The following is a 23,541-nucleotide window of genomic DNA, read 5'->3' as shown; positions in this document are numbered from 1 at the left end:
TTGCCAAGGCCGGATTAATGGATATTTCGGAACAGACCAATCACTTTGCCCAGAATCGTCACATTATTGAGCAAAATCGGATCCATGGTGGAATTCTCGGGCTGCAGACGGATATGATCGCGTTCTTTGTAGAAACGCTTCACCGTCGCTTCGTCTTCATCGGTCATGGCGACGACGATGTCTCCGTTGTTCGCCGTTTGCTGCTGACGGACGATCACCATGTCTCCGTTGTGAATGCCGGCTTCGATCATGCTCTCGCCCACGACATTAAGCATAAAGACGTTATAATCGCTTACGAGGTGCATCGGAAGAGGGAAGTAGTCTTCGATGTTCTCGGTAGCCGTAATCGGCATACCTGCGGTTACTTTGCCGATGAGAGGGACTTGTGCGACGGAAAGCGCGAAATCGGAATCCCCGTCCGTAATCTCGATGGCTCTCGGTTTCGTCGGATCCCGGCGGATCAGCCCCTTCTTCTCCAGACGTTCGAGATGCCCGTGCACCGTCGAGCTGGATGCCAGACCTACGGCTTCCCCGATTTCTCTGACGGATGGCGGATAGCCTTTATCTTTCACTTCATTCTTGATAAATTCAAGGATGGCCAGTTGGCGCTGCGAGACCTTGCCCATTACGTATCACTCCAGTATGTATAAATTACCTAAAGTATAGCACAGAACCGGAGTTCGTACAAACATAAGTTCGAAAAAATGCGTTGACACAAACATTCGTTCGTGTTAAATTCAAAACAGAACAAATGTTTGGGGGCGTTATTGATGAATGCATACTTTGCCAATCCGGAACTTTCCTTACATACAAGAAGCGGGGATCAACCCGCGACTGACAAGGCTTCACCGCATCCAACGGCGGTTAATAAATCGAACGATCATCGGGAGAACAGCAGCCGTTTTACGTCGCGTGTTTCCGATTTCAAGGACGAACAGGGTGCCCTTAAAGCAGGGGAGAGAACGAATGTTCGATGTGTGAAAAACTCTAATCGCAATATCTTCCGCACGGCCGTAATCGCGATTGTGCTGCTGATCGCCTTCAGCTGCGGCATTATGGTTCAAGCGTTCGCGAGCGGCGAGAACAGCCCGGCCGACGGACAACGTCAGGCTGTGGCTTTTAACAAGCAGGAGAGCGCAGAGCCATCCGTCATCGTACAAAGAGGGGACACGCTGTGGAGTATCGCTGCGACTCAAGCTCCGGAAGGTTCTGATGTGCGGGCGTATATTTACAAGCTGCGCAAGGTCAATCAGTTATCCACGGGAGACGTCCTTAAAGCAGGGGATGTCATCAAGCTGCCGTAAGTCTTTCTTCTATTAGAAGGTTTATCTGCAAGTATCTGCATGCCCTGTTCGCAGGCCGTTAACGGACCGAAATGAAAATACCGGATAATCGAAAGACATGTCCTGACAGGATATGTCTTTTTATCGTTTATCGTGTCTGTTTAAGTCAGGCGGCTTCTTGACAATCCCCATAGCGAATGGCAAAGTATAAGATATTGAACGGCTGAATAGGAGGTTTACGTATGAGTGACAGTTTCCAACTTAAAGTACAGCGCATTAATGAGTTGGCCCGGAAAGCAAAAAGCGTCGGATTATCGGAGGCTGAGCTTGAGGAGCGCAACGAACTGCGTAAAGAATATATTGCAGCTATGAAAACACAGCTAAGAGGTCAGCTGGATTCCATCCATTATACGGATGAACAATAAATCATCGGCCGCCTGAGGCAGTAAAGGGGATCTATAAGATGACGGTAAAAGCAATTTTGTTCGACTTGGACGACACTCTGCTCTGGGATGACCGGAGTGTGAAGGAGGCGTTTCAGGCTACCTGTGAGGAAGCGGCCCGCCATGCGGATGTGAATCCCGCGGAGTTGGAAGCTTCCGTGCGCAAGGAAGCACGCGCTTTGTATGAAGCCTACGAAACGTTTCCTTTCACCCAGCACATCGGAATCAACCCGTTTGAAGGGCTGTGGGCCAACTTTACGGAAGGAAAGCAAGAAGAGTTCCGCAAGCTGCAGGCTCTGGCACCCGGTTACCGCAAAGAAGCGTGGACCCGCGGACTCGCTGCTCTCGGCGTTAACGATCCGGAGCTGGGAGCGCGGCTCGCCGAGCAGTTTCCTGCCGAACGGAGATCTCGTCCCATCGTTTACGAAGAGACGTTCGAAGTGCTCGCCGAGCTTAAGAAGTCTTACCAATTGCTCCTGCTGACGAACGGATCCCCTGATCTGCAGCGCGAAAAACTGGCGGGAGTCCCGGAGCTGGCTCCTTACTTCGATCACATCGTGATCTCCGGCGATTTCGGCGACGGTAAGCCGGCCGTCACGATTTTCAATCACGCCATGGAGCTTCTCGGTCTACAGGCCGGGGAATGTGTGATGGTAGGCGACAAGTTGACGACCGATATTCTCGGGTCCTTCCGCTGCGGGATGAAGAACATGTGGATTAACCGGCATGGCATGCTCTTTAACGGAGAAGCCAAGCCAACGTTTGAAATTACCTCTCTTCGCGACATCCAGGGCATTCTGGAAGCGGAGCGGGAAGTTCAAATATCGGGATAAAAGAAAAAACCCGCCGCTCGTTTAAAAACGAGCGGCGGGTTTTTTCTTTTATAAGTACAAATGAGTAAGCGCCGTTATCCGGCTTGAGGCGTCTTATGCTTTTTGAAAAGTCGGATCCTCGAACGGATGGGCAATCCAGCCTTCGGTTTCGATAAAGAGGCGGACGGCAACGATTTGACGATTGTCCATCAGAGTGAAGAAGTGCGGCTTGTGCTCGGGTACGGAAATGACATCGCCCGCTTCCAGCTCTACGTTGAAATAACCGACATCGTCGGAACCTTTGATGATAAAGATTCCTTTACCGGCCGTGATGGCACGGACCTCGTCCTCGGTGTGCGTATGCACTTGTTCGAATTTTTTAAGAAGCTCGTCCAGGTTCGGAGTCGCGTCGGAAAGTGCGATGATGTCCCAAGTCTGGTAACCGCGGCGTTTGGCGAGATCGCGGATTTCCTCGTCGTAGGTGCTCAGAATTTGAGCTTTCTCCTCGTCGGACAAAATAAATTTCTCCTGAATGTCGGCAGGTAGCTTAGCCGGGTTCCAGTGCTCGTACAAAACTTCCTGGCGGTCCAGAAACGCCCGGACATTCTCCTCTCCGGAAATGCGTTCACCCGTGTTGCGAATATGAATTTCAGCCATTTCTCATCCCTCTTTCTTTCTCGGAAATAATAGCCGCCCGTAGGTCGGAATAGGTTTATACCTGATTATAGAGGATAAACTCCCGGCTGTCGATCATTCCCGGTAAAAAATACAACTTTTCCGATGGGATTTGAAAAGAACGTCCCTCCGGATGGAGAGACGCTCGCTTTTTTTGCCGATATAGAGGTCCGATCAAGGACAAGCCGAGTTGGCGAAGGGGGATGTAATACGCTTTCTTGGTGTGACGGGTGGGTGCGCCGTTTCCCGTTGTATCCTCTAAGCTGTCAGGATTGTTTATCCCGGTCTGTCGTTTCGATGCTTTTTTCCACATCGTCCACCATTTCTTTGGTCGATGTACGGAATTCGCGCAGCGTATCCCCGAAAGCGCGGCCAAGCTGCGGCAGCTTGGACGGGCCGAACAAAATGAGGGCCAGCATCAAGATGATGAGCAGTCCCGATATGCCGATATTGTTGAGCATGGGTATGCCTCCTTTCACGGTTGATTCAGGTGTCCGAATTGGACTTAACTTGTTCCGGCGGACAGGTTCATCCTGCGGACATAGCGGGCGGACAGAAGAATGCTGCATTCAAACAGCGCGATCAGCGGAATCGTGACGGCAATGTGGGAGAAGAAGTCGGGAGGCGAGATCGAAGCCCCGACGATGGCCAGTCCGATGTAGGTATATTTGCGCGTTTTACGCAAGTTTTCGGGCGTCAGCAGACCGAGCCTTGTCAGAAACAGCACGAGAAGCGGCAGCTCGAACGCGATCCCGAGCGGGAACACGACGTTGAAGACGAGGCCGAAAAAACGGTCGATGCCGTAGGTCTCGGCGGCCCCGATGCTGCGGTTGATGGCCTGCATAAACCGGATCATCATCGGAAGCACGACCGTGTAGCCGAAAGCGGCGCCCGACAGGAAAAGCGCGAAGGAAGCGGGGACATAGATCAGTGTCCCTTTGGCCTCCTGCTCGCTCAGGCCCGGCCTGACAAACGCCCACAGCTGGTATAAGAGCAACGGCAGCGTGAGCAGGACGGCGAACAAAACGGCGCATTTCATGTAAATGGCCAAGCCGTCCGGAAGGGCGAACACGTTCCAGTGAAACGAAAGCGCCGCCGGAGAATCTTTTACCGCGTTCAGAATAACGGGGGAGACGTAAAGCCCTCCGATCAGAGCCAGCAAAAACCAGGCCGCCACCAGAATCAGCCGTTTGCGCAGCTCCTCCAGATGACCGATCATTTCGGATGGACGGTCCATAAGCAGTCACCTCATTTCCATGCCCGGGGCCCTGACGGTTCAGACCAGCGGGCCGCTTTTTTTCAAATAAGTCAAAATTCCCTCGGCGGCGCGGTAAGCGAGTGCCCCCAGTGTTCCGGTCGGATTATACCCGCTGTTGTGAGGGAAAGCGGAAGCGCCGACGACAAACAGATTTTCGACATCCCACATCTGCATGTAGCTGTTGACGGCGGAGGTTGAAGGGTCGGTCCCCATGATGACGCCTCCCGTGTTATGGGTGGACTGATAGGGCACGATGTTATAGGTGCTGATCGTGTTGGACGTCTCGACCTTGGTCGGTTTCATTTCCTTCATCACGGCCGTCGTTTTCTCGGCGAGGTATTTGACCATTTCCTTGTCCTGGTCTTCGAAATCGTAGGTCAGACGGAGCAAGGGAAGCCCGTAAATATCCTTGTAGGTCGGATCGAGATCCAGATAGTGATGCTGCCAAGGCATGTTGGCGCCCTGCGTGCTGACGTTCAGGAACCGGTTGGCGTATTTGATCGTGGTCTGCTTAAAATCTTTGCCCCACCTCGGGGTGCCTTGGGGCGCCGGGTTGTGGGCGATCGGACGCAGTCCGGCCTGGGTAAAGCGGATGTTCGCCCCGTGCAGAAAATTAAGGGAGCTGTGGTCGAAGTTGTCGCCGTTAAAATCGTCGAAGCAGCTCCCCAGCGCCCCCGCCCCCGCGAAGATGTTAAACTCCTGGTCGTCGTAAAAACCGGCTGCGCCCCCGCCCGTAATCTGATAGGCGTAGTTTTTGCCGATGACGCCCGTGCCGTTTTTCGGATCGTAAGGCTTGCCCAGATTGGACGTGAGCAGAAGCCGGACGTTGTTGAACACATAACTAGCCAGAATGACAAGGTCCGCAGGCTGCTCGAATTCTTCGCCGGTAGGCGTATTGACATACACGACGCCCGACACTTTGCCGCCGGTGTGCAAAAGCTTGATGACGTTCGAGTTGGTGCGGATTTCGAGATTACCGCTCTTCTCGGCAACGGGGATAACAGTGACGACAGGATCGGCTTTCGCCCCGTACTCGCACCCGTACCGTTCGCAGAACGCGCAGTACTGGCAGGCCGCCCGGGCGATTCCGTCGGGATTCGTGTAGTTCTCCGACAAGTTGGCGGACGGGATGACATAGGGGTGATAGCCGAGCTTTTTGGCGGCGTCCTCGAAAAGGACCATCCCCGGCGTTTTTTTCATCGGGCCGGTCGGAAAGGCGGCGGAACGCTTGCCGACCATTTCGTTTTGCTCCTTTTCGCCGGAGATTCCGGCCATTTTCTCGTACTTGTCGAAGTACGGTTCCAACTGGTCGTAGGTGATGCCCCAGTCCTGCAGCATCATGCCCTGCGGAATTTTGTTTTTGCCGTAGCGTTCGATCGTTTTGGTGCGGATTTCGAAATCGTAGGGCAGAAAACGGTAGTTCTGCCCGTTCCAGTGCACGCCGGCTCCGCCGACACCGTCTCCCATCAGGAAGGAACCGAAGGAACGCATCGGAAGGGCGCGTACTTTCTCGCTGCTGCGGAACGTCACCGTCTCCTTAGACAAGTCCTGCATCAGCTCGTAGCGCTGGGAATAGCGGAGTTCGTCGTGGGCCATGAAATAGTCTTCGGTTTTGCGGCTTTTGCCGCGTTCAAGCGCGACGACTTTATGCCCGGCCTTCGTTAACTCCGCGGCCAGAATACCGCCGGACCAGCCCATTCCGACGATCAGGATAGGTACTTTGGGAAGTTTGGTTGCCATTCTTCGTTGCTCCTCCTTGTCAGGAATGATTCGTGTGGTCGTGCAAGCTGAGCGGTTCCATGACGGCAAACTCTTTTTTGTCAATGATCGCCGTATAGCTCATCTGGTCACCGGGGTATTTGCGCATCCTCCAGCCCGCCATGTTTTTGTTGCCGCCGTAAAGCGGGTCCGCATACGCGCCTTCGATGGTCAAACTGCGCAGCATTTCGAAAAAAGTCTGGCTCGGTATGCCGTTCAGCTGCACGTCTTTGCCGCTTTCGAACGCTTTCAGCACTTCGTCCTGCTCGTTCTCGGCCAGGTCCGCGAAGCCTTTCTGATACTTTTGCCTGCTGTGGTCGTTCATGACCGTAAGGCCCATAACAAACAGCTCATGCCGCTTGTAGCTTGCCTGATAGCCCTGAGTCGCCTCGGCTTTATAAAAGGGACCCATCATATAATCGCGGGCGTTCATCCCCCACTGGCCGGCAAGCTGATGGTCGATATAGTAAGCGGCACCAAGCTCCTTGGCTCCAGGGCCGAGTTCGTCTTTCGGAAAAATGCGCTCCGTCGCCGCTTCGGTTATACGCAGCTGCTCCTGATTGAAAAACATGGGAGCCTGGTTGTAGTCCTTGGTGTTGCCTGCCTGTGCCTGCCCTTGACCCTGGGGGGTGCCCGGAGTGGCCTGCTTGTTCTTGGCCATGGAATTGCCGACAATACCGCCGACGACTCCGCCTGCCACAATTCCGCCGAGCGCTACGCCGGACAGTTTCAGAAACTTCCGCCGGGATTCGTCCCGGGGCTGTTTGGTCTGCTGATTTTCTGACATGGTGTTCCTCCTGTAAGGGAAGTGGGGTATTCGAGATAGGTGGTTATATCCAAGTATCACCTTTTCGCCGATATGTATGTAAGAAAAAAGAAAAAACGGAATCTTTCGGAAGATTCCGTTTTCTAAAGCTGTTTCGCGCGCTTGTTTCGCGCTTGTTTAAGATGATTTGTTGAAGCTTTACAGCGAGTCGAAACGGTTATTTCTTGGCGGCGAGCCATGCGGCCAGCGCCTGAATATCCGTATCGCTCAGGTTGCCCTTGAAAGCAGGCATTCCGCCTCTTCCGTTCAGAAGAATGTTCTTGACGTCCGCCTCGCTGAGGCGGCTGCCCGCTTTTTGAAGGTTCGGGCCTACGCCGCCGCCCATATCGACACCATGGCAGGCGATACACTGGGCCTTGTAAAGAGATTCGGCCTGGGCCGTCTGGCTTCCGCTGCCTGGGCTTTCGGGCGCGTTACCGCTTGCAGCGGCTCCGGGGGAAGCGGTCGGCGACGCCGCGGGCGGTGCCGTTGATGCCGGAGTCGTCGGCTGAGGCGTAGGCGCGGTTTGCTTTTGGCCGCAGGCCGCCAGCGAAGCGGTTACGAGCAGGATGCCGACCAAGACTGTCATCCGTTTGTTCATGCAAATCACCTCCGTTCGATTCGATTCAGTAAAAGTTTCCCGACTATAGTTTGGCGTCCGTGTCCCGGAGATATTCTTGTTCGCGAATTGCGGTTTCGAAGGCTTTTGCAATCCGTTGCGTTTTATGGCGAAAAAACGACAAATTTCTTTTCTTCGCCCCACGTATCTGCTAAACTATTTCTTAACTTGTGCGCTTTTTTACGTTAAAGGGCGCGTTCTAGCAGGAGGTTCGTGGAAAGGGTAGGGTGGACGATGAAACCTAGTTTGAAAGAACAACTACAGAAAAAAATTCTCATTCTAGACGGTGCCATGGGCACGATGATCCAGCAGGAAGATTTGTCGGCCGAAGATTTCGGAGGAGAAGAACTCGACGGCTGTAATGAAATGCTCGTTCTTACACGTCCGGATGTCATTCAGCGCATCCATGAGAAATATTTCGAAGCCGGTTCGGATATCGTCGAAACAAATACGTTCGGGGCAACGAGCGTCGTACTGGCCGAATACGATATCCCGGAGAAAGCGCGCGAAATTAACCTTGTCGCAGCCAAACTGGCCGTCGAAGCCGCCCGGAAATATTCAACTCCCGAATGGCCGCGTTATGTCGCCGGCGCACTCGGGCCGACGACGAAGACGCTTTCGGTAACCGGAGGCGTTACGTTCGAGGACCTTGAAGAGAGCTACTACGAGCAGACGATCGCCTTGATCGAATCGGGCGTCGATGCCATTCTGCTGGAGACTTCCCAGGATACGCTCAACGTAAAAGCGGGCGGGATCGCGATCCAGCGGGCTTTTAAGACGACGGGCATCGAGCTGCCGATTATGATTTCCGGCACGATCGAACCGATGGGCACGACGCTTGCCGGGCAAAATATCGAATCCTTCTATATCTCCCTGGAGCATCTCAATCCGATTTCGGTCGGACTGAACTGCGCGACGGGACCCGAATTCATGCGGGATCATATCCGGACCTTGTCTGGGCTTGCAGGCACTTATATTTCGTGTTATCCGAATGCGGGTCTTCCTGACGAGAACGGACATTATCATGAGTCGCCCGAATCCCTGGCCAAGAAAATGGCCGCATTTGCCGAGCAGGGCTGGCTGAACATCGCGGGCGGCTGCTGCGGCACGACTCCCGCTCATATCCGCGCGCTGGCCGAAACGCTGAGCGCTTACAAACCGCGTACCGAACTGGGTACGCACCCGTCGGCCGTATCCGGTATCGAGACGGTATACATCGAGCCGGAGAACCGTCCCTACATGGTGGGCGAGCGGACGAACGTGCTCGGTTCCCGGAAGTTCAAGCGTCTGATTGCCGAAGGCAAGTATGAAGAGGCATCCGAGGTCGCCCGTGCCCAGGTTAAGGGCGGGGCTCACGTCATCGACGTCTGTCTGCAGGACCCGGACCGCGACGAAACGGAAGACATGATCAAGTTCCTGGAGCTTGTCGTCAAAAAGATCAAAGTTCCGCTCATGATCGACTCGACGGATACGCGTGTCATTGAGCTGGGGCTGAAGCATTCGCAGGGCAAAGCGATCATCAACTCCATTAACCTCGAGGACGGGGAAGAAAAGTTCGAGAAGGTGCTTCCGCTTATTCACCGTTACGGAGCCGCGGCGGTAGTCGGTACGATCGACGAGCGCGGCCAGGCGATTACCCGCGAAGATAAGCTGGAGGTCGCTCAACGTTCGCACGATCTGCTCGTCCACAAGTACGGGATGAATGCCGAAGATATCATTTTCGACCCGCTTGTATTCCCGGTCGGCACCGGGGACCAGCAGTATATCGGTTCCGCCAAGGAAACGATCGAAGGCATCCGTCTCATTAAAGAAGCGATGCCCGCAACCAAAACCATTCTCGGTCTCAGCAACGTTTCGTTCGGTCTTCCCGAAGCCGGACGCGAGGTGCTGAATGCCGTTTATTTGTACCACTGCACGAAAGCGGGTCTCGATTACGCCATCGTGAACACGGAGAAGCTGGAGCGGTACGCGTCCATTCCCGAAGAGGAAAGAACGCTTGCCGAGAAGCTCATTTACGAGACGAACGACGAGACTCTGGCCGAATTTGTGGCTCATTTCCGGGTAAAGAAGGTTGAGAAGAAGGAAAAGATATCAACCCTTACGCTAGAAGAGCGGCTGGCCTCTTACGTGGTCGAGGGAACGAAGGAAGGGCTTCTTCCCGATCTGGAGCAGGCGCTTCAAAAATATTCGCCGCTGGAAGTGATCAACGGTCCTCTGATGAAAGGGATGGCGGAAGTCGGACGCCTGTTCAACAACAACGAACTGATCGTAGCGGAAGTGCTTCAAAGCGCCGAAGTAATGAAGGCGTCCGTCGCTTATCTGGAGCAGTTCATGGAGAAGAACGAGTCTGCGGTGAAAGGGAAAATCATTCTGGCCACTGTAAAAGGTGACGTCCACGATATCGGCAAAAACCTCGTGGAGATTATATTATCGAACAACGGCTACCAGATCGTGAACCTCGGCATCAAGGTTCCGCCGGAACAACTGATCGAGGCCTTCCGCAAAGAAAAACCGGACGCGATCGGGCTGTCGGGTCTGCTCGTGAAGTCCGCGCAGCAGATGATCATCACGGCGCAGGATTTGCGCAACGCCGGAATCGACGTTCCGATCATGGTGGGCGGAGCCGCTCTGACGCGGAAATTCACCAAGACGCGCATCTCGCCGGAGTATGACGGCCTCGTGCTGTACGCCAAAGACGCGATGGACGGTCTGGACATCGCGAACAAGCTGAGCGACCCTGTGCAGCGGGAGCGTCTTATCCAGGAGCTTCGGGAATCGAAGGATTCCGATGTGATGGAAGCCGGTCGCAAGGAAGGGACCGAAATGCCGGTCCTTACGCGCGTATTCTCGTCCACGGTCGACCGCACCCTGCCGGTGGCGGTACCGCCGGATCTGGACCGCCACGTCCTGCGGGATTACCCGATCGGCCATCTTATGCCGTACGTGAACATGCAGATGCTTCTCGGGCATCACCTGGGCCTGAAGGGCAAGGTCGACAAGCTCATCGCCGAGCAGGACCCGAAAGCCTTGCAGCTGAAGGACACTGTGGATACCATCCTGTACGAAGCGCAGAAGAACGGCATCATCCGTACACAGGGGATGTACCGGTTCTTCCCGGCCCAAGGGGACGGAAACGATGTCGTCGTGTACGATCCCGAAGACACGTCGAAGGTGCTCAAACGCTTCACCTTCCCGCGCCAGGGAACCGAGCCGTTCCTGTGCCTGGCCGATTATCTGAAGCCGGTAGACAGCGGCGTCATGGATTACATCGGCTTCCTCGTCGTGACGGCGGGGCAAGGCGTCAGCGAGCTGGCGCGCGAATGGCGCGAGCAGGGCGATTATCTGCGCTCCCATGCGCTTCAGTCGACGGCTCTCGAAGTCGCGGAAGCTTTTGCGGAGCGCGTGCATCATATTATGCGCGACGTGTGGGGCATTCCGGATTTTGCGGAAATGACGATGCAGGAGCGTTTCGGGGCGAAGTACACCGGCCAGCGGTTCTCGTTCGGGTACCCGGCTTGTCCGAACCTGGAGGATCAGGAGCCGTTGTTCGAGCTGATGAAGCCGGAGGATATCGGGATCGAGCTGACCGAAGGCTGCATGATGGAGCCGGAAGCGTCCGTATCGGCTATCGTGTTCGCCCATCCTCAGGCGAGATATTTCAACGTCGATAAAGTTTAACGTTTCGTCTCGTCCGCAGAGGAGTATGAGTAAATAGACGGCTGAAGCAAGGTTCGGCCGTCAGGCTGCGAAAGGCAGGACGGTTCTTCCGAGAGCCGTCTTTTTTGCCCTCTTCCGGAGGGGGAAGGATCGGGGCTGCGCAGGACTTTGCGGGAACATCCCTCGGGATGCGGAGCGGTTTGACTTCCGGAACGAATTTTTATAGCATGTTAAAAAGCAGGGGAACTGACATCTGCAGAAACGAGGAACAGGGTCGTGGAATTGTATTTTCTCGGAACGGGAGCGGGCATGCCTGCCAGGCACCGTAATGTGACATCCATTGTGCTGAATTTGCTGCCGGAGCGGGGGAGCATCTGGTTTTTTGACTGCGGGGAAGGGACGCAGCATCAGATCTTGAGATCGCCGGTCAAGCTGAGCAAGTCAGAGAAGCTGTTCGTTACGCATCTTCACGGCGATCATATATTCGGCCTGCCGGGACTTCTGAGCAGCCGTTCTTATCAGGGCGGGGATACGCCCTTTACGATTTACGGACCCAAGGGCATTAAAGCGTATGTGGACATGTCCCTGCAGCTTAGCCAGGTTCATCTCGACTATGAGCTGGTTATCCGGGAAATTCCGTCCGAAGGCGGAGTCGTCTTCGATGACGAAACGTTCCGGGTCGAAGCCGCGCCGCTGGAGCACCGGATCGAATGTTTCGGCTACCGGATCGTCGAGAAAGACCTTCCGGGGAAGCTCCAGCAGGAGAAGCTGCACGAGCTGGGCATTACCGCCGGACCGCTTTACGGCCGTCTGAAGCAGGGCCAGACGGTTAAGCTGGAGGACGGGCGAGAGCTGCGCGGAAGCGATTTCGTCGGCCCTTCGATCAAGGGCCGGACGGTCGCGATCCTCGGCGACACGAAGCCGTGCGGCAATTCGGCGCTGCTTGCGGAAGGCGCCGACGTGCTCGTTCACGAGGCGACGTTCGGAGCCGAACGGGAAGATCTTGCCGCGGCGTACGATCATTCGACGACGGAACAGGCGGCGCGTACAGCCGCGGAAGGCGGCGTGGGCGCGCTGATCATGACGCACATCTCCTCGCGCTATCAAGGAGAGGGAGCCGAGCGCCTTCTCGAGGAAGCGAGAGCGGTCCACCCGGATTCGTGGCTGGCCGAAGACTTCTACAGCCACGCTGTCCCGCGCAAGCAGAGCTGAGCAGGGCCGTTCAGACCGGTTGGTCTCGGTCCTTTAAGGCGGATTCACTGCGCGGAGCCTCTGCTGACGGTGAAAGTTTCCGCCAGCGGCAGCGGCGGCTCCCCGGCAATAACGGAGGAATCCGCGCGTTGCAGGCCGGAAAGGCTGACAGACGCGGGGAAGTCCCCTGTCTGTCAGCCGGTGTGAGCGGAAGCTTGCGGCAGCGGTTTGCGGAAATCGCTGGAGGACGGATACCGGCAATGCACAAACGCATATAGAAAGTCCCGGCCGAAATCCAGCCGGGACTTTTTTCTGTTACAACCGCTCAAGAGCCGCTGTATACTTCCGCTCCACCGGTGAATACCGGAATCACTCGGTCGTATCGAATTTGGCTTCATCCTGCAGCTCGTTTTTGAAGCCGCGGACGCTTTGACGGCGGCGTTCGTTTTTGGCTTCCAGCGTTGCTTGTTCCGTTGCGGAAATTTCGTCCGCATGCTCGTCCAGGTATTCCTGAGATTCATGAAGGCGGGCTTCCGTGTTCCGGATGCTGTTTTTCAAATGAACGGCGTTATCCCCGCGGTTATCTTTCTTGGCCATCGGTATCCCTCCTTTCCTTCTCCTACGATTCGCTTTTGGCGCACGCCGTATTCATAAAATCTTCATCTTCTGCTAACGCTCCAATGATGCAGGCTTGCTAGGCTGATCCCAGGGGAGTCGGGAATGCCCCGAAGGAACAGCAGTCCAGGGAGGGAATAAGCATGGATACGGGTAGTCATCTGCTTTTCGGAGTCACGTTAGCGGGATTGGCCACACTGCAGCCGGAGGTTGCGCACGATCCGCTTCTTCTGCAAGCGGTGCTGGCGGCAACCGTAGCGGGCTCGCATGCGCCGGATCTGGATACGATCGCGCGTCTGAAAGGGTATGCCGTCTATCTCAGGCACCACCGGGGTATCACGCATTCGCTGCCAGCCCTTCTGGTTTGGCCCGCTTTGCTGAGCGCTTTGGCCGCAGCGGTCTTCGGCGCATGGGAACATTACGTTCTCCTCTTCGGCTGGACGGCTGCGGCCGTTACGCTTCACGTCGGGCTGGATTTGCTGAATGCATACGGCGTGCAGTGCTTAAGACCCTTTTCCTCCCGCTGGCTCCACCTCGATATTCTGCCTCTTACCGATCCTTTTCTCTTGGCGCTGCACGGATGCGGGGCTCTGCTGTGGGTGGCGGGAGCCGCAAACCCGGGCATATGGATGGCTGCCGTATATGCGGCCAGCTTTATTTACGTAATGGCGCGATGGCTTCATATGCGCATCCTTCTCCGCAGGTTGACCGGTTATGCGAAAGACTTGTTCGGAGCAATCGGTCCGCTGCAGCTGGTTCCGGGTTTGACCTGGAGGAGCTGGCAGTTTGCGGCGGAAACGGAAGTCAGCTTTCACAGCGGAACGATAAGGGGGGCGCAGATTGTGTTGAAAGATACCTACATCAAGGACCGGCCGCATCCGGTCGTCGAGGCGGCGATGGCTGCCGAAGGTGTCCGGGCATTTCTGGATTTTGCGCAGAGCAGTCATGTAAGCTGGGATTCGCATGGGGAAGGCTATGTGGTGAAATGGCGCGAAGTCAGATTCTGGCACGGGCACAAGCTGCCGTTCGGCATCGATGTGACGCTGGATAGGGAAATGAAAGTCCTGTCCGAACAGTTGGGATGGACAAAAAAAGCCTGGGAACCTCCCTATGTGTAAAAGAGAGGACCCTAGGCTTCCCGGCCCGGCTATACCGGTTCGGATTATTCGAAAGAGTTCCCGAATCTTCCCGCGAACAAAGTCTCTTGGAGCTCGCGGCGTCCCGACGGCTGTTCGCGCTGCAGGTGCTGCTCGGAGAGCGACTCCGCATCTCCGTGATACCCGATGGCGACGACGGCATGGATATCGTAATCGTCGGGCACTGCGAGCAGTTGCCGGGGCGAATCCTAAACAAGCTAGTGTATGTGCCAGGAAAAAACAGGGCATGCTAGTACAGCTTCATTTTAACAAAATGGGGGTGCTGAACATGAATTTTACGAGCCAGGATATTATTGTGATCGAAAGAGCCCTTCAGCTTGCCATCCGCAGCGAGACGAAGGAGACGAAAGCCGAGGAATACCGCGAGGTGCTTTACAAGCTTCAGCTGAGTTCGATGCAGGCTTTGCAGGAGCAGAGCGCCGTCACAACCGCCGTTCAGGATGGCATCCGCTATGATTATGACGATTCGTCGGATCTCGTGTAAACGTCACGGACCGGATAGCTGCGGGATCGGCTTCTGCCGCCTGCATACCGCTGAGCGCGACCATCGGTGTCCCTCCTCCGGGATGTGTGGTTCCGCCCGCATAATAAAGGCCTTGAATCCGGCGGTCCGCGATGGATGGCCGGAAGAAGGCCGGTTTCAGTCCGTGGGACGCCCGCCCGTATAGGGCTCCGTACATGGAACCGCTCAATTCGGCCATGTCTCCCGGATGCAATATCCGTTCCACTTCCGTGTCCACGGACATGCCCCGCAGACCCTGCTGTCTCTCTAAGAGTATAGAAATGTGCCGACCGGAATGGACGTCTTGATGTCCACTCCTTTTTTGCGTGCCTGCCTTTCCGGCGCTTCGATGGGCTTGTAGCTGCCGCCCTGAACGCAGCACACCCCTTTTAACAGCAGCAGGTAAGTGATCATCGTCAGCGTCGCCGGAGTCGGGTAAGGAGAGGAGCCGACGTAGGCCGCATAGCGGTTCATCATGGACAGAAGACGCGTTCCTGGAAAAGTCGTTCCTGCGACCCTGCTTCAGAGCGGCGTATTCCGGCCTCAGGTCAGGCCTTATCCGATCCGCGGGTTGTACGCCGTCGGAGCCTGGGTGCATCCCGGCGGGGGAATCCCGATCGTGATGAAGGGAGCGAAGCTGCTTGACGAGGCGATGGGCAGAGACGATCTTGCCCCCGCATCCGGCGCCGGTGTTGTGCTTAACGAAAGCCCCGTATAAAAACTGGGGCTTTTTTTCTTTTGCCCGGGGAGCGTATAATAAATGAGAACAGCCGTTCTAAGCAGTTGAGGTTAAGAAGGGACGCGAACCATGAGGAAGAAACAACTTACCGAATTAATTCAGGAACTCCGGACCGATGAAAATATAGTGAACTGGCACGAGATCGAACCCCAGGAAGCGAAAACGAAAGCCATTCCCGGGAGCGTGGATACCCGGATCAAGTCCGCTTTGGCAAAGCGGGGGATCACGGAGCTGTACACCCATCAGCACACCGCTTATGAGGCGGTGCACACCGGACAGAACATCGTGGCGGTAACGCCGACGGCTTCCGGCAAAACGCTCTGCTACAATCTGCCTGTGCTTCAGGCCATTGCGGATGACGATACGAGCCGCGCGCTGTATCTGTTTCCGACGAAAGCTCTGGCGCAGGACCAGAAGAGCGAGTTGAACGAAATCATCGGTGAAATGGGCATCGATATCAAAAGCTACACGTACGACGGGGATACTTCGCCGGCCATCCGGCAGATCGTACGGAAAGCGGGGCATATCGTCATTACGAATCCGGATATGCTTCATTCCGCCATTTTGCCGCATCATACCAAATGGGTCAGCCTTTTCGAGAATTTGAAATATATCGTCATCGACGAACTGCACACGTACAGGGGCGTATTCGGCAGCCATGTCGCGAACGTTATCCGGCGCCTGAAACGGATCTGCAAGTTTTACGGCAGCGATCCGGTATTTATCTGCACCTCCGCCACCATTGCCAACCCGAAAGAGCTTGCGGAGCAGCTGACCGGCTCTCCGATGAGGCTCATCGACGATAACGGCGCGCCCAGAGGACGGAAGCATTTCGTGTTTTACAACCCGCCCGTTGTGAACAAGCCGCTTAATATCCGCAGAAGCGCCGCAGCAGAAGTGAATAACCTGGCCAAGCAATTTCTGAAAAATAAAATTCAGACGATCGTTTTCGCGAGAAGCCGGGTCAGGGTGGAAATTATTCTGAGCCGAATCCAGGAGCTCGTTAAGAATGAGCTTGGGACCAAATCAATCCGGGGGTACCGGGGCGGTTATCTGCCGAAACAGCGGCGTGAAATCGAGAGAGGATTGCGGGCCGGGGAGATTTTGGGCGTTGTCAGCACCAACGCGCTGGAGCTTGGCGTAGACATCGGACAGCTGCAGGTTTGCATCATGACCGGTTATCCGGGAAGCATCGCGAGCACTTGGCAGCAGGCGGGACGTGCCGGACGCCGGCATGGAGAGGCGCTTATCGTGATGGTAGCCAGTTCTGCCCCTATCGATCAATATGTAGTCCAGAACCCGGACTATTTTTTCGACAGGACGCCGGAAGCCGCCCGGATCAATCCGGAAAATTTAATTATTTTGGTCGATCATCTAAAATGTGCGGCATACGAGCTGCCATTCAAAGAGACGGAAGAATTCGGCCCCCTGGAAGTTGCCGAGATTATGGAATTTTTAGTGGAAGAACGCGTCTTGCATCATAACGGGGATACGTTTTATTGGGCCAGTCAGTCGTTTCCGGCCAATGAAATCAGCCTGCGCTCGGCTTCCCAGGAAAACGTCGTCATCGTCGATCAATCCGATGTGGCGAACGTACGGATTATCGGGGAGATGGACCGGTTCAGCGCCATGACGCTTTTGCACGACGAAGCGATTTATTTGCACGAAGGCGTGCAATATCAGGTCGAGAAGCTGGATTGGGAGCACAAAAAAGCTTACGTGCGAGAAGTCGATGTGGAGTACTATACCGATGCGAATCTGGCTATCCAGCTGAAAGTATTGGAAATCGACAAAACGTCGGACCGGGACCGCTCTTCCCTGAACTTCGGGGATGTCACGATTAATGCCATTCCGACTATTTTTAAGAAAATCAAACTCACGACTGGAGAAAATATCGGATCGGGGCCTATTCACCTGCCGGAAGAAGAACTGCACACAAGCGCTGCATGGGTAGAACTGAAAGAACCGAATTTGGAGGTAGGCACGAAAGCCCTGGAACAAATTTTGTGGGGTATCGCAAACGTGATGAAGCACATTGTGCCTGTTTTGGTAATGTGCGACCGGAACGACGTTCATGTCGTTTCCCAAATTAAAGCGAACCATACCGGACTGCCGACGATTTTCCTCTACGATCATTATCCCGGCGGCATCGGCCTTGCCGAAGAAGTCTATACGCGTTTCAACGAAGTCAGAAAGGCCGCGAAAAATCTCATTCAGAAATGCCCGTGTGAAGACGGCTGCCCGTCATGCATCGGGTCCGAGATTGAAGGAATCCATGCGAAGCGAACGAGCCTTCAGCTGTTGGATCAGTTTTAATCTCCGCGAGTTTTCTAAGCGGTAAATTTATGAAATAAACGGAGGTGTCCGTATGGTCGCGTTAGTACCGATGTCACCCGAGCAGTTTAATGAGTGGCTGCAGCTTTCCGTAAAGGAATACGCCGAAAGTAAAACAAAAGCCGGCAACGTGGCGGCTGAGAAAGCGTTGGAGGGTTCGGCCCGTGAATTTAAAGAGCTGCTGCCGGACGGATTAAACACGGCGGACAGTTATATTTTTAATGCGACAGACGAGGAGAGCAACCAAATGTCGGCACGCTGTGGATCAAAATCCGAAGTGAACAGCAGGAGGTATTTATTTACGGAATTCGCATGAGTGAAGATTTTCGCGGGAAAGGGTTTGGCAAGCAAACGCTGCAGGCTCTGGAAACTTTCATAAAAGAGAGGGGCTTTCCTCTAAAAATTTCCCTGCACGTCTTCGGAGACAATGAAATCGCCCTGAACCTCTATAGATCTGCCGGTTTCGAAGCGACCAATATACGTATGTCCAAGGTTATCAGCGGATGAACGCTAAATACGCGTTACCCGAAAATGCCCATGTAAGGATGGATGCCCATCATGTACCGGTACCGAAACAGAAAGACTGAACACCAAACTAAAAAGCCTGTGGGTGCAGAAGAAGCTTTGGCGATCGAAACTTGTGAGTCCGGCGGTTCACAAGAGATCCGTGAATCCCGCGAGGCACGAGGACTCGCACGGTTCTTCACGCCCGCTGCACAGCAGGTGCACGGCCTTGGCGGGGCAGCGCCGGGAGCAGCCCGATGAGCGGGCTGCGCGACCGGCTTGCCCGGCATCTGAAGCCGGGCAAGCCGACGGACAAGGCCGCAGCCGCACCGGAGGCGGGAGCGGAACAGCGGCAGGCTGAGCTGACGCCGGAACGGGCGCAGCAGGGAGCGGCGGAAGGCGGCGGACTGGCCGCCTGTCCGCTGAGCAAGTCCGCCGCCGGCGCAGTGGCCGGCCCGGCTGCCGGCCCGGCCCGCGAGCCTGCCGCTCCCGCAGCGCCGGCCCCGGCACATCCGGAGGCGGCAGCGTGGGCGAAGCTGGGCGCGGAGCTCTACGAGTTCCCGGCAGGGTCCTTCGTACGGCGCGTATGCACCTACCCGATGGATGCTTACCATGGCCGGTACCGGCTCGACGCGCTCCATGAGCATGTCCGGGAGCTCGGGGCGTTCCACCCCGAAGCGGAGCCGGTCCATGCGGAAGGCCTCCTGTTCTTCGATACGGAGACGACCGGTCTCGGAGTCGGGGCGGGCAATGTGGCCTTTCTCGTAGGCATCGGCTATTACGAAGCCGGCCGTTTTGTCGTCGAGCAGCTTTTTATCCGGCATCCGGCCGAAGAGCGTGCGATGCTGGCTTATCTGGAGGAGAAAATGGAGCGGTTCACCCATGTCGTCTCTTACAACGGGAGGACCTTCGACTGGCCGATTTTGCAGAACCGGTTTATTCTGAACCGGATGCGGCCGGATATCGACCGTTTGCTGCATCTGGATCTGCTGCATCCTTCCCGCAGCCTGTGGAAGCATTCCATGCCGTCCGTACGGCTGGGCAAGGTGGAAGAAGCGCAGCTCGGGTATGCACGCGAAGACGACGTTTCCGGGGCGTTCGCTCCCGAGTTGTATGTCCTGTATCTGGCCGAAGGCAAGACGGACGTGCTGCGGGGCGTCTTCGTCCATAACGAGCGGGATATCGTGTCCCTTGCGGCATTATCCGCTCTGATTACACGGTATTTGGCCGATGAAGAGCCTCTGGAGCCAAAATCGCCCGGAGACCTGTTCCGTCTGGGTCAGTGGCTGCTGAAAATGAACCGCCTCCCTTCCGCCGAGAAGATTCTGGAACTGGGATTTTCCAGACTGCAAAAGCAGGGGGAAGTGGGGCAAACGGTCAGCGGCGATCTGCTTCTCCGTTACGCGGCCTACTATAAAAAAGCCGGTGTCCGCGATAGAGCCGTCGAATTGTGGACCCGGCTGATTCGTCAGGCTGGATCGGCGGCTGCGGCGCCGGTGGAAGCCTATATCGAGCTCGCGATGCACTACGAGCACGGCTGCAAAGATTATGCGCTCGCTTTGGAGTTGTCGCGCGAAGCGCTGGATGTCCTGCGCCAAAGACGCAGGCTCTTGCGGCGCAGCGAGAAGTCGGCCGACGAAGAGCGGCGGATCGCGCACCGGATCGAACGGCTGCAGCGCAAACTCCGGGATTGCGGCAAGTCCGTTTCGGAGAGAAAAGCATCCGCTAAAGCCGCTATTCCGTCCAAGCCGTCCAAGCCCCCCGTCCAAGCCAGGTCCGCGAAGCCGTCCGGCAAGCCCCGGCCCGCTTATGCGGCCGAGAGTTTGTTCGACGTGTCCCGGAACCCCGGCTGAACCGGCGGGCAGCGTCGCCGTTTGCCCCCGTCAGAATTCAATTACCGCGGAATAAAATTACGCAGTCCGATTTTTCCAAACGTCATGCCCCATTACGGGCAGGGCGTTTTGCTTTTTTATTAAATAAAAACGGAGAATGTCTGCCAACGGGTCACCGATCCGGTGCTGGAGGCTGCGTTTTCGCTGTGTTCGCTGGCCCCCGGAGAAAGCCAGGGGCAGGTCGTCCCGTTCCGTCTGCCCGAGGGTTCCCGAGCCCGGAACGGTGTTTACGAATACCGCCGAGCTGCGGAGCGCTCAGACCGCGCCCGTCGTATCGGCCGTGGGCATCCGAATCCGTGATTCGGATAACCGAAAACGAAGAGTATTGCCTGGCGCGGACCGTCTCCCACGGTCCACGCTGTTTTTTGCGGGCGGGCTGAAGAAGAATCTGACGTTTAAAGGGGGGAGAGCGCGGACATACCAGTAAGAAGCCGGAGAAAGGATGTGGCCTTATGCCCGAATGGCCCGAAATGGAACATTATCGGCAGGAATTGAACAAAAGGATTCAAAACCGCACGATCAGCGGGATTACCGTTAATAGACCGAAATCACTGAACGTTCCGGAAGAAGAGTTTCGCGCGGCCGTCCTGGGAGCGGTCGTGGAGCGCGTGGACCGGAGGGCGAAGCAGCTCGTTTTCGTGTTGAGCGGAGAAAGCTATCTGCTCCTTCATCTTATGCTGGGCGGAATGATGGTTCTCGGCACGGAAGCGGACAAGCCCGACCGGACGACGCAGATCGAGCTTCACTTCGGGGAGACGGCGCTTTATTTTATCGGGCTGAGGCTCGGGTATCTGCATTTGTACGGCAAACAGGGACTGGAAGCGGAGCTGGCATCCCTGGGACCGGAGCCGTTTGACGCGGATCTGACCGCCGCCCGGTTTGCAGACATGCTGAAAACCGGCAAGGGCAATCTGAAAACGTGCCTGACCGATCAGCACTGGCTGGCCGGAATCGGCAACTGCTATTCCGACGAAATTTGCTTTGCTGCGGGTCTCCTGCCTTCCAGACGTCCGGCTGCTTTGGATGAGCACGAGGCCGCCCGTTTGTACACGTCCATGCGCAGCGTCCTTACCGAAGCGCTCAGAGCAGGCGGCTACATGGAAATGCCTCTCTACGATGGGGATGAGCGGACGGGCGGATTCAACGAGCTGTGCCGTGTCTACGACCGGGGCGGCGAACCGTGCGTAAGATGCGGGAGCCCGATTGTGTTTCAGACGCTGTCTTCGCGTAAATGTTTCTTTTGCGGAAATTGCCAGTCATAATAGCGGAGGGAGAGAGAAGAACCATGGCGCGCAAAAAGAAAAAAGATCTGCACGTCGGAGCTCATATCAGCACCCGAAAAGGGTTTTACCAGGCCGCAGTGACCGCTTCCGCAATCGGAGCCGGGGCTTTTCAATATTTTCCGAAAAATCCCCGCAGCCTCATTCTGAAAACAAATGTAGACTGGGACGACGCCCGGCGGTGCGCGGAATATTCCCGGGAGAACGGCCTTCTTTCCATCGGGCATGCGCCTTATCCCCTCAATCCGGCCGTGGAAGGCGGCCGGCAGGACGTGATGGTGGAAGCGATGCTCAACGCGCTGGAGATTGTGGATGCGTGCGGTTCCGTAGGTCTGGTCGTGCATTTCGGGAAGTTTTCCGGAAAAGATCCGTTACAAGGCTATAAAAATATAATACAATGTACGAATAAGACGCTGAGCCAGTGGCGGGGCAGCGCGCTTCTCCTGCTTGAAAACCAGGCCGGCAGCGGTTCCCAGATGGGCACGACCATGGAGGAACTGGCCCGGATCAGACAGCTTTCGGAATATCCGGACAAAATCGGCTTCTGCTTGGATACCTGTCACGCGTTTGCGGCAGGTCTCTGGCACGGGGACGATTGGGACGAGGTGGAGACAAGAGGCGGCGAGCTCGGGTATTTCGACCATTTGAAGGCCGTGCACCTCAACGATTCCCTCTATCCCCACGGCTCCGGCAAGGACCGTCACGCCAATATCGGCGACGGATATATCGGCCTGGAAGGATTCAAATCCTTACTGGCTTCGGATATCGTGCGGGGGATTCCGCTTGTACTCGAAACGGGCAGCGGCCCGGACGGTACGCACAGGAAAGAGATTGCGCTAGTCATGCAGACAGCCGGGGCGGCGGGAAAGGAATCCTGATGAAGATTCACGTTTTTTTGGACGATCAACGCAGATGTCCGGCCGGTTTTACTCTTGCGCGTAATGTGGAGGAATGCCGGCTGCTTTTGCAGGAATGCGAGGTGGACATCCTGTCGCTTGATTACGATTTGGGCTGGGACGAATCCGGGTGGGATATCGTAGCCTGGATGATCGGGACCGGCACTTTTCCGGCCCGCATTTATTTGCACACGTCCAGCCTGGAAGGCCGGAACCGGATGTACCAGGCTTTGTACGCTTCGGTTCCTTCCAGAACCTCTCTTCATCCGGGACCTCCGCCTGCCGGTTTATTGGCCGAGCTTGCCGGGGGCTGACTCATTTATACGTTTTTTTAGAGAAGAGAGGAGTCTTCGACATGATTCATTTGAACGATATTCATTTTATACGCGAAGAACGGCATATCCTGCAGGATGTATCTTTTCATGCGGAAAAAGGCGAGCACTGGGTTCTGCTGGGCAAGAACGGGTCCGGCAAAACGACGCTCCTTGAGCTTATGAACGGCTACCAGTTTCCTTCCAGGGGCAAAGTCGAGGTGCTGGGCAACCGATACGGACAAGTCGATGTGCGCGAAGTCCGCAAGCGGATCGGTTATATTTCCCAGTCTCTGTTTGAGAAAATGAATCTGGCGGATACGGTATGGGAAGCGGTAGCGACCGGCGAGTACGCCTATCTGCGCTTTTACCAGGAAATCCCTGAGGATGTGAAAAAGAAAGCGATCGGCATGCTGGAAAGAATCGGACTGCCGCATGTCGCGATGCAGTCGATCGGAACGCTTTCGCAGGGCGAACGCAAGAAAGTGATGCTGGCCCGTTCCATGATGCAGAAACCGGAACTCCTGATTATGGACGAGCCCTGCTCGGGGCTGGACCTATACGAACGCGAAAAGCTGCTGGCGGCGATCCGCGAATTCAGCGATCAGGATATGACCGTGCTTTACGTCACGCATCATATCGAAGAAATCATCCCGATGTTTACGCATGTCGCGCTGATCGAACAGGGACGGATCATTGCGGCCGGACCCAAGGAAGAAGTGCTGACGCCGGAACATCTCTACCAAGCTTTTCAGGTTCCGCTCGAAGTGGAGTGGTTCCGCAATAGACCATGGATAAAGGTGCTGTAAG

Annotated in this window: 26 protein-coding genes and 1 pseudogene; 16 read left to right on the top strand and 11 right to left on the bottom strand. The window is 55.7% G+C overall.

From position 1 onward, the window contains the following. Positions 1-14: 14 nt before the first annotated feature. Positions 15-626: a transcriptional repressor LexA gene (gene lexA, locus AC2TF6_RS17250; RefSeq protein ID WP_491307805.1), complete on the bottom strand. Its 612-nt coding sequence runs from the start codon at positions 624-626 to the stop codon at positions 15-17. Between the two features lie 144 nt (positions 627-770). Here lexA and AC2TF6_RS17245 point away from each other — a divergent pair, with 144 nt between their 5' ends. From AC2TF6_RS17245 to AC2TF6_RS17235, 3 genes are all read left to right on the top strand, one after another. Further along, complete coding sequence (locus AC2TF6_RS17245; RefSeq protein WP_491307804.1) at positions 771-1,304, top strand: LysM peptidoglycan-binding domain-containing protein; 534 nt, start codon at positions 771-773, stop codon at positions 1,302-1,304. 221 nt (positions 1,305-1,525) lie between these two features. Then, positions 1,526-1,708: a DUF896 domain-containing protein gene (locus AC2TF6_RS17240; protein WP_009674341.1), complete on the top strand. Its 183-nt coding sequence runs from the start codon at positions 1,526-1,528 to the stop codon at positions 1,706-1,708. A 38-nt stretch (positions 1,709-1,746) separates the two neighbouring features. Then, entirely contained in the window at positions 1,747-2,559 is an 813-nt protein-coding gene (locus AC2TF6_RS17235; RefSeq protein WP_491307803.1) for an HAD family hydrolase, read from the top strand. Positions 2,560-2,652: 93 nt separating this feature from the next. Here the strand turns inward: AC2TF6_RS17235 and AC2TF6_RS17230 are convergent, their stop codons facing one another. The 6 genes from AC2TF6_RS17230 to AC2TF6_RS17205 form a co-directional block, all read right to left on the bottom strand. Continuing rightward, positions 2,653-3,195 (bottom strand): 1,2-dihydroxy-3-keto-5-methylthiopentene dioxygenase, encoded by a 543-nt coding sequence (locus AC2TF6_RS17230; RefSeq protein ID WP_326055171.1) that lies wholly within the window; start codon positions 3,193-3,195, stop codon positions 2,653-2,655. 284 nt (positions 3,196-3,479) lie between these two features. Continuing rightward, entirely contained in the window at positions 3,480-3,674 is a 195-nt protein-coding gene (tatA, locus tag AC2TF6_RS17225; RefSeq protein WP_009674378.1) for a twin-arginine translocase TatA/TatE family subunit, read from the bottom strand. A 44-nt stretch (positions 3,675-3,718) separates the two neighbouring features. Next, positions 3,719-4,450: a twin-arginine translocase subunit TatC gene (gene tatC, locus AC2TF6_RS17220; protein ID WP_491307802.1), complete on the bottom strand. Its 732-nt coding sequence runs from the start codon at positions 4,448-4,450 to the stop codon at positions 3,719-3,721. A 39-nt stretch (positions 4,451-4,489) separates the two neighbouring features. After that, a complete protein-coding gene (locus AC2TF6_RS17215) occupies positions 4,490-6,211 on the bottom strand; it encodes a GMC family oxidoreductase (protein ID WP_491307801.1) in 1,722 nt (573 codons plus the stop codon). A gap of 19 nt (positions 6,212-6,230) precedes the next feature. Next, a complete protein-coding gene (locus tag AC2TF6_RS17210; RefSeq protein WP_491307800.1) occupies positions 6,231-7,016 on the bottom strand; it encodes a gluconate 2-dehydrogenase subunit 3 family protein in 786 nt (261 codons plus the stop codon). A gap of 196 nt (positions 7,017-7,212) precedes the next feature. Next, positions 7,213-7,635 (bottom strand): c-type cytochrome, encoded by a 423-nt coding sequence (locus AC2TF6_RS17205; protein ID WP_491307799.1) that lies wholly within the window; start codon positions 7,633-7,635, stop codon positions 7,213-7,215. A gap of 252 nt (positions 7,636-7,887) precedes the next feature. Between AC2TF6_RS17205 and metH the strand changes: the two genes are divergently transcribed. Both metH and rnz read left to right on the top strand, forming a co-directional pair. Beyond that, positions 7,888-11,331 (top strand): methionine synthase, encoded by a 3,444-nt coding sequence (gene metH, locus AC2TF6_RS17200; RefSeq protein WP_491307798.1) that lies wholly within the window; start codon positions 7,888-7,890, stop codon positions 11,329-11,331. A 255-nt stretch (positions 11,332-11,586) separates the two neighbouring features. Then, positions 11,587-12,522: a ribonuclease Z gene (gene rnz / locus AC2TF6_RS17195; RefSeq protein WP_491307797.1), complete on the top strand. Its 936-nt coding sequence runs from the start codon at positions 11,587-11,589 to the stop codon at positions 12,520-12,522. A gap of 348 nt (positions 12,523-12,870) precedes the next feature. On the opposite strand, the gene AC2TF6_RS17190 is transcribed toward rnz, so the two are convergent. Continuing rightward, positions 12,871-13,098, bottom strand: a complete 228-nt coding sequence (locus tag AC2TF6_RS17190) for a small acid-soluble spore protein Tlp (RefSeq protein WP_491307796.1) — start codon at positions 13,096-13,098, stop codon at positions 12,871-12,873. A gap of 161 nt (positions 13,099-13,259) precedes the next feature. Here AC2TF6_RS17190 and AC2TF6_RS17185 point away from each other — a divergent pair, with 161 nt between their 5' ends. Next, positions 13,260-14,234 carry a metal-dependent hydrolase gene (locus tag AC2TF6_RS17185; RefSeq protein ID WP_491307795.1) on the top strand — a complete coding sequence of 325 codons (975 nt, stop codon included), beginning with the start codon at positions 13,260-13,262 and terminating at the stop codon, positions 14,232-14,234. 44 nt (positions 14,235-14,278) lie between these two features. Here the strand turns inward: AC2TF6_RS17185 and AC2TF6_RS17180 are convergent, their stop codons facing one another. Further along, positions 14,279-14,437 (bottom strand): hypothetical protein, encoded by a 159-nt coding sequence (locus AC2TF6_RS17180; protein ID WP_491307794.1) that lies wholly within the window; start codon positions 14,435-14,437, stop codon positions 14,279-14,281. Positions 14,438-14,499: 62 nt separating this feature from the next. On the opposite strand from AC2TF6_RS17180, the gene AC2TF6_RS17175 reads away from it, so the two are divergent. Next, complete coding sequence (locus AC2TF6_RS17175) at positions 14,500-14,757, top strand: hypothetical protein (protein ID WP_491307793.1); 258 nt, start codon at positions 14,500-14,502, stop codon at positions 14,755-14,757. Here AC2TF6_RS17175 and AC2TF6_RS17170 read toward each other — a convergent pair. After that, entirely contained in the window at positions 14,696-15,019 is a 324-nt protein-coding gene (locus AC2TF6_RS17170) for a hypothetical protein (RefSeq protein WP_491307792.1), read from the bottom strand. The two genes, AC2TF6_RS17175 and AC2TF6_RS17170, sit on opposite strands and share 62 nt — an antisense overlap. Before the next feature lie 23 nt (positions 15,020-15,042). Beyond that, positions 15,043-15,252, bottom strand: coding sequence for a hypothetical protein (locus AC2TF6_RS17165; RefSeq protein WP_491307791.1), 210 nt, complete (start codon positions 15,250-15,252; stop codon positions 15,043-15,045). A 37-nt stretch (positions 15,253-15,289) separates the two neighbouring features. Between AC2TF6_RS17165 and AC2TF6_RS17160 the strand changes: the two are divergent. From AC2TF6_RS17160 to AC2TF6_RS17120, 9 genes and pseudogenes are all read left to right on the top strand, one after another. Next, positions 15,290-15,493 (top strand): annotated as a pseudogene (locus AC2TF6_RS17160) (hypothetical protein); the annotation flags it as partial. 90 nt (positions 15,494-15,583) lie between these two features. Continuing rightward, complete coding sequence (locus AC2TF6_RS17155) at positions 15,584-17,830, top strand: DEAD/DEAH box helicase (RefSeq protein WP_491307790.1); 2,247 nt, start codon at positions 15,584-15,586, stop codon at positions 17,828-17,830. Positions 17,831-17,882: 52 nt separating this feature from the next. Further along, on the top strand, positions 17,883-18,164 hold the full coding sequence (locus tag AC2TF6_RS17150; RefSeq protein WP_491307789.1) for a hypothetical protein: 282 nt from the start codon (positions 17,883-17,885) through the stop codon (positions 18,162-18,164). Next, positions 18,107-18,355: a GNAT family N-acetyltransferase gene (locus AC2TF6_RS17145; protein ID WP_491311679.1), complete on the top strand. Its 249-nt coding sequence runs from the start codon at positions 18,107-18,109 to the stop codon at positions 18,353-18,355. Before AC2TF6_RS17150 ends, AC2TF6_RS17145 begins: the two co-directional genes overlap by 58 nt. A 254-nt stretch (positions 18,356-18,609) precedes the next feature. Next, positions 18,610-20,205, top strand: a complete 1,596-nt coding sequence (locus AC2TF6_RS17140) for a ribonuclease H-like domain-containing protein (protein ID WP_491307788.1) — start codon at positions 18,610-18,612, stop codon at positions 20,203-20,205. 491 nt (positions 20,206-20,696) lie between these two features. Further along, positions 20,697-21,506, top strand: coding sequence for an Fpg/Nei family DNA glycosylase (locus AC2TF6_RS17135; RefSeq protein WP_491307787.1), 810 nt, complete (start codon positions 20,697-20,699; stop codon positions 21,504-21,506). 23 nt (positions 21,507-21,529) lie between these two features. Further along, positions 21,530-22,402 carry a deoxyribonuclease IV gene (locus AC2TF6_RS17130; protein WP_491307786.1) on the top strand — a complete coding sequence of 291 codons (873 nt, stop codon included), beginning with the start codon at positions 21,530-21,532 and terminating at the stop codon, positions 22,400-22,402. Then, positions 22,402-22,734, top strand: coding sequence for a cyclic-phosphate processing receiver domain-containing protein (locus AC2TF6_RS17125; RefSeq protein ID WP_491307785.1), 333 nt, complete (start codon positions 22,402-22,404; stop codon positions 22,732-22,734). Before AC2TF6_RS17130 ends, AC2TF6_RS17125 begins: the two co-directional genes overlap by 1 nt. Positions 22,735-22,775: 41 nt before the next feature. Continuing rightward, positions 22,776-23,540 (top strand): ABC transporter ATP-binding protein, encoded by a 765-nt coding sequence (locus AC2TF6_RS17120; protein ID WP_042228077.1) that lies wholly within the window; start codon positions 22,776-22,778, stop codon positions 23,538-23,540. Position 23,541 lies beyond the last annotated feature (1 nt).

This window comes from Paenibacillus sp. JNUCC 35, from assembly GCF_058269095.1.
This window is presented reverse-complemented; position numbering and strand designations above follow the sequence as displayed.

Bases quoted from the DNA above. Each gene is read 5' to 3' on its own strand.
- AC2TF6_RS17210 (WP_491307800.1), bottom strand. From the start codon at position 7,016: ATGTCAGAAAATCAGCAGACCAAACAGCCCCGGGACGAATCCCGGCGG.
- AC2TF6_RS17245 (WP_491307804.1), top strand. From the start codon at position 771: ATGAATGCATACTTTGCCAATCCGGAACTTTCCTTACATACAAGAAGC.
- AC2TF6_RS17235 (WP_491307803.1), top strand. From the start codon at position 1,747: ATGACGGTAAAAGCAATTTTGTTCGACTTGGACGACACTCTGCTCTGG.
- AC2TF6_RS17205 (WP_491307799.1), bottom strand. From the start codon at position 7,635: ATGAACAAACGGATGACAGTCTTGGTCGGCATCCTGCTCGTAACCGCT.
- AC2TF6_RS17150 (WP_491307789.1), top strand. From the start codon at position 17,883: ATGGTCGCGTTAGTACCGATGTCACCCGAGCAGTTTAATGAGTGGCTG.
- AC2TF6_RS17135 (WP_491307787.1), top strand. From the start codon at position 20,697: ATGCCCGAATGGCCCGAAATGGAACATTATCGGCAGGAATTGAACAAA.
- AC2TF6_RS17215 (WP_491307801.1), bottom strand. From the start codon at position 6,211: ATGGCAACCAAACTTCCCAAAGTACCTATCCTGATCGTCGGAATGGGC.
- AC2TF6_RS17190 (WP_491307796.1), bottom strand. From the start codon at position 13,098: ATGGCCAAGAAAGATAACCGCGGGGATAACGCCGTTCATTTGAAAAAC.
- AC2TF6_RS17185 (WP_491307795.1), top strand. From the start codon at position 13,260: ATGGATACGGGTAGTCATCTGCTTTTCGGAGTCACGTTAGCGGGATTG.
- AC2TF6_RS17155 (WP_491307790.1), top strand. From the start codon at position 15,584: ATGAGGAAGAAACAACTTACCGAATTAATTCAGGAACTCCGGACCGAT.
- AC2TF6_RS17125 (WP_491307785.1), top strand. From the start codon at position 22,402: ATGAAGATTCACGTTTTTTTGGACGATCAACGCAGATGTCCGGCCGGT.
- tatA (WP_009674378.1), bottom strand. From the start codon at position 3,674: ATGCTCAACAATATCGGCATATCGGGACTGCTCATCATCTTGATGCTG.
- AC2TF6_RS17120 (WP_042228077.1), top strand. From the start codon at position 22,776: ATGATTCATTTGAACGATATTCATTTTATACGCGAAGAACGGCATATC.
- AC2TF6_RS17130 (WP_491307786.1), top strand. From the start codon at position 21,530: ATGGCGCGCAAAAAGAAAAAAGATCTGCACGTCGGAGCTCATATCAGC.
- AC2TF6_RS17140 (WP_491307788.1), top strand. From the start codon at position 18,610: ATGAGCGGGCTGCGCGACCGGCTTGCCCGGCATCTGAAGCCGGGCAAG.
- AC2TF6_RS17165 (WP_491307791.1), bottom strand. From the start codon at position 15,252: ATGATGAACCGCTATGCGGCCTACGTCGGCTCCTCTCCTTACCCGACT.
- AC2TF6_RS17230 (WP_326055171.1), bottom strand. From the start codon at position 3,195: ATGGCTGAAATTCATATTCGCAACACGGGTGAACGCATTTCCGGAGAG.
- AC2TF6_RS17240 (WP_009674341.1), top strand. From the start codon at position 1,526: ATGAGTGACAGTTTCCAACTTAAAGTACAGCGCATTAATGAGTTGGCC.
- tatC (WP_491307802.1), bottom strand. From the start codon at position 4,450: ATGGACCGTCCATCCGAAATGATCGGTCATCTGGAGGAGCTGCGCAAA.
- lexA (WP_491307805.1), bottom strand. From the start codon at position 626: ATGGGCAAGGTCTCGCAGCGCCAACTGGCCATCCTTGAATTTATCAAG.
- AC2TF6_RS17175 (WP_491307793.1), top strand. From the start codon at position 14,500: ATGCTAGTACAGCTTCATTTTAACAAAATGGGGGTGCTGAACATGAAT.
- AC2TF6_RS17170 (WP_491307792.1), bottom strand. From the start codon at position 15,019: ATGTCCGTGGACACGGAAGTGGAACGGATATTGCATCCGGGAGACATG.
- metH (WP_491307798.1), top strand. From the start codon at position 7,888: ATGAAACCTAGTTTGAAAGAACAACTACAGAAAAAAATTCTCATTCTA.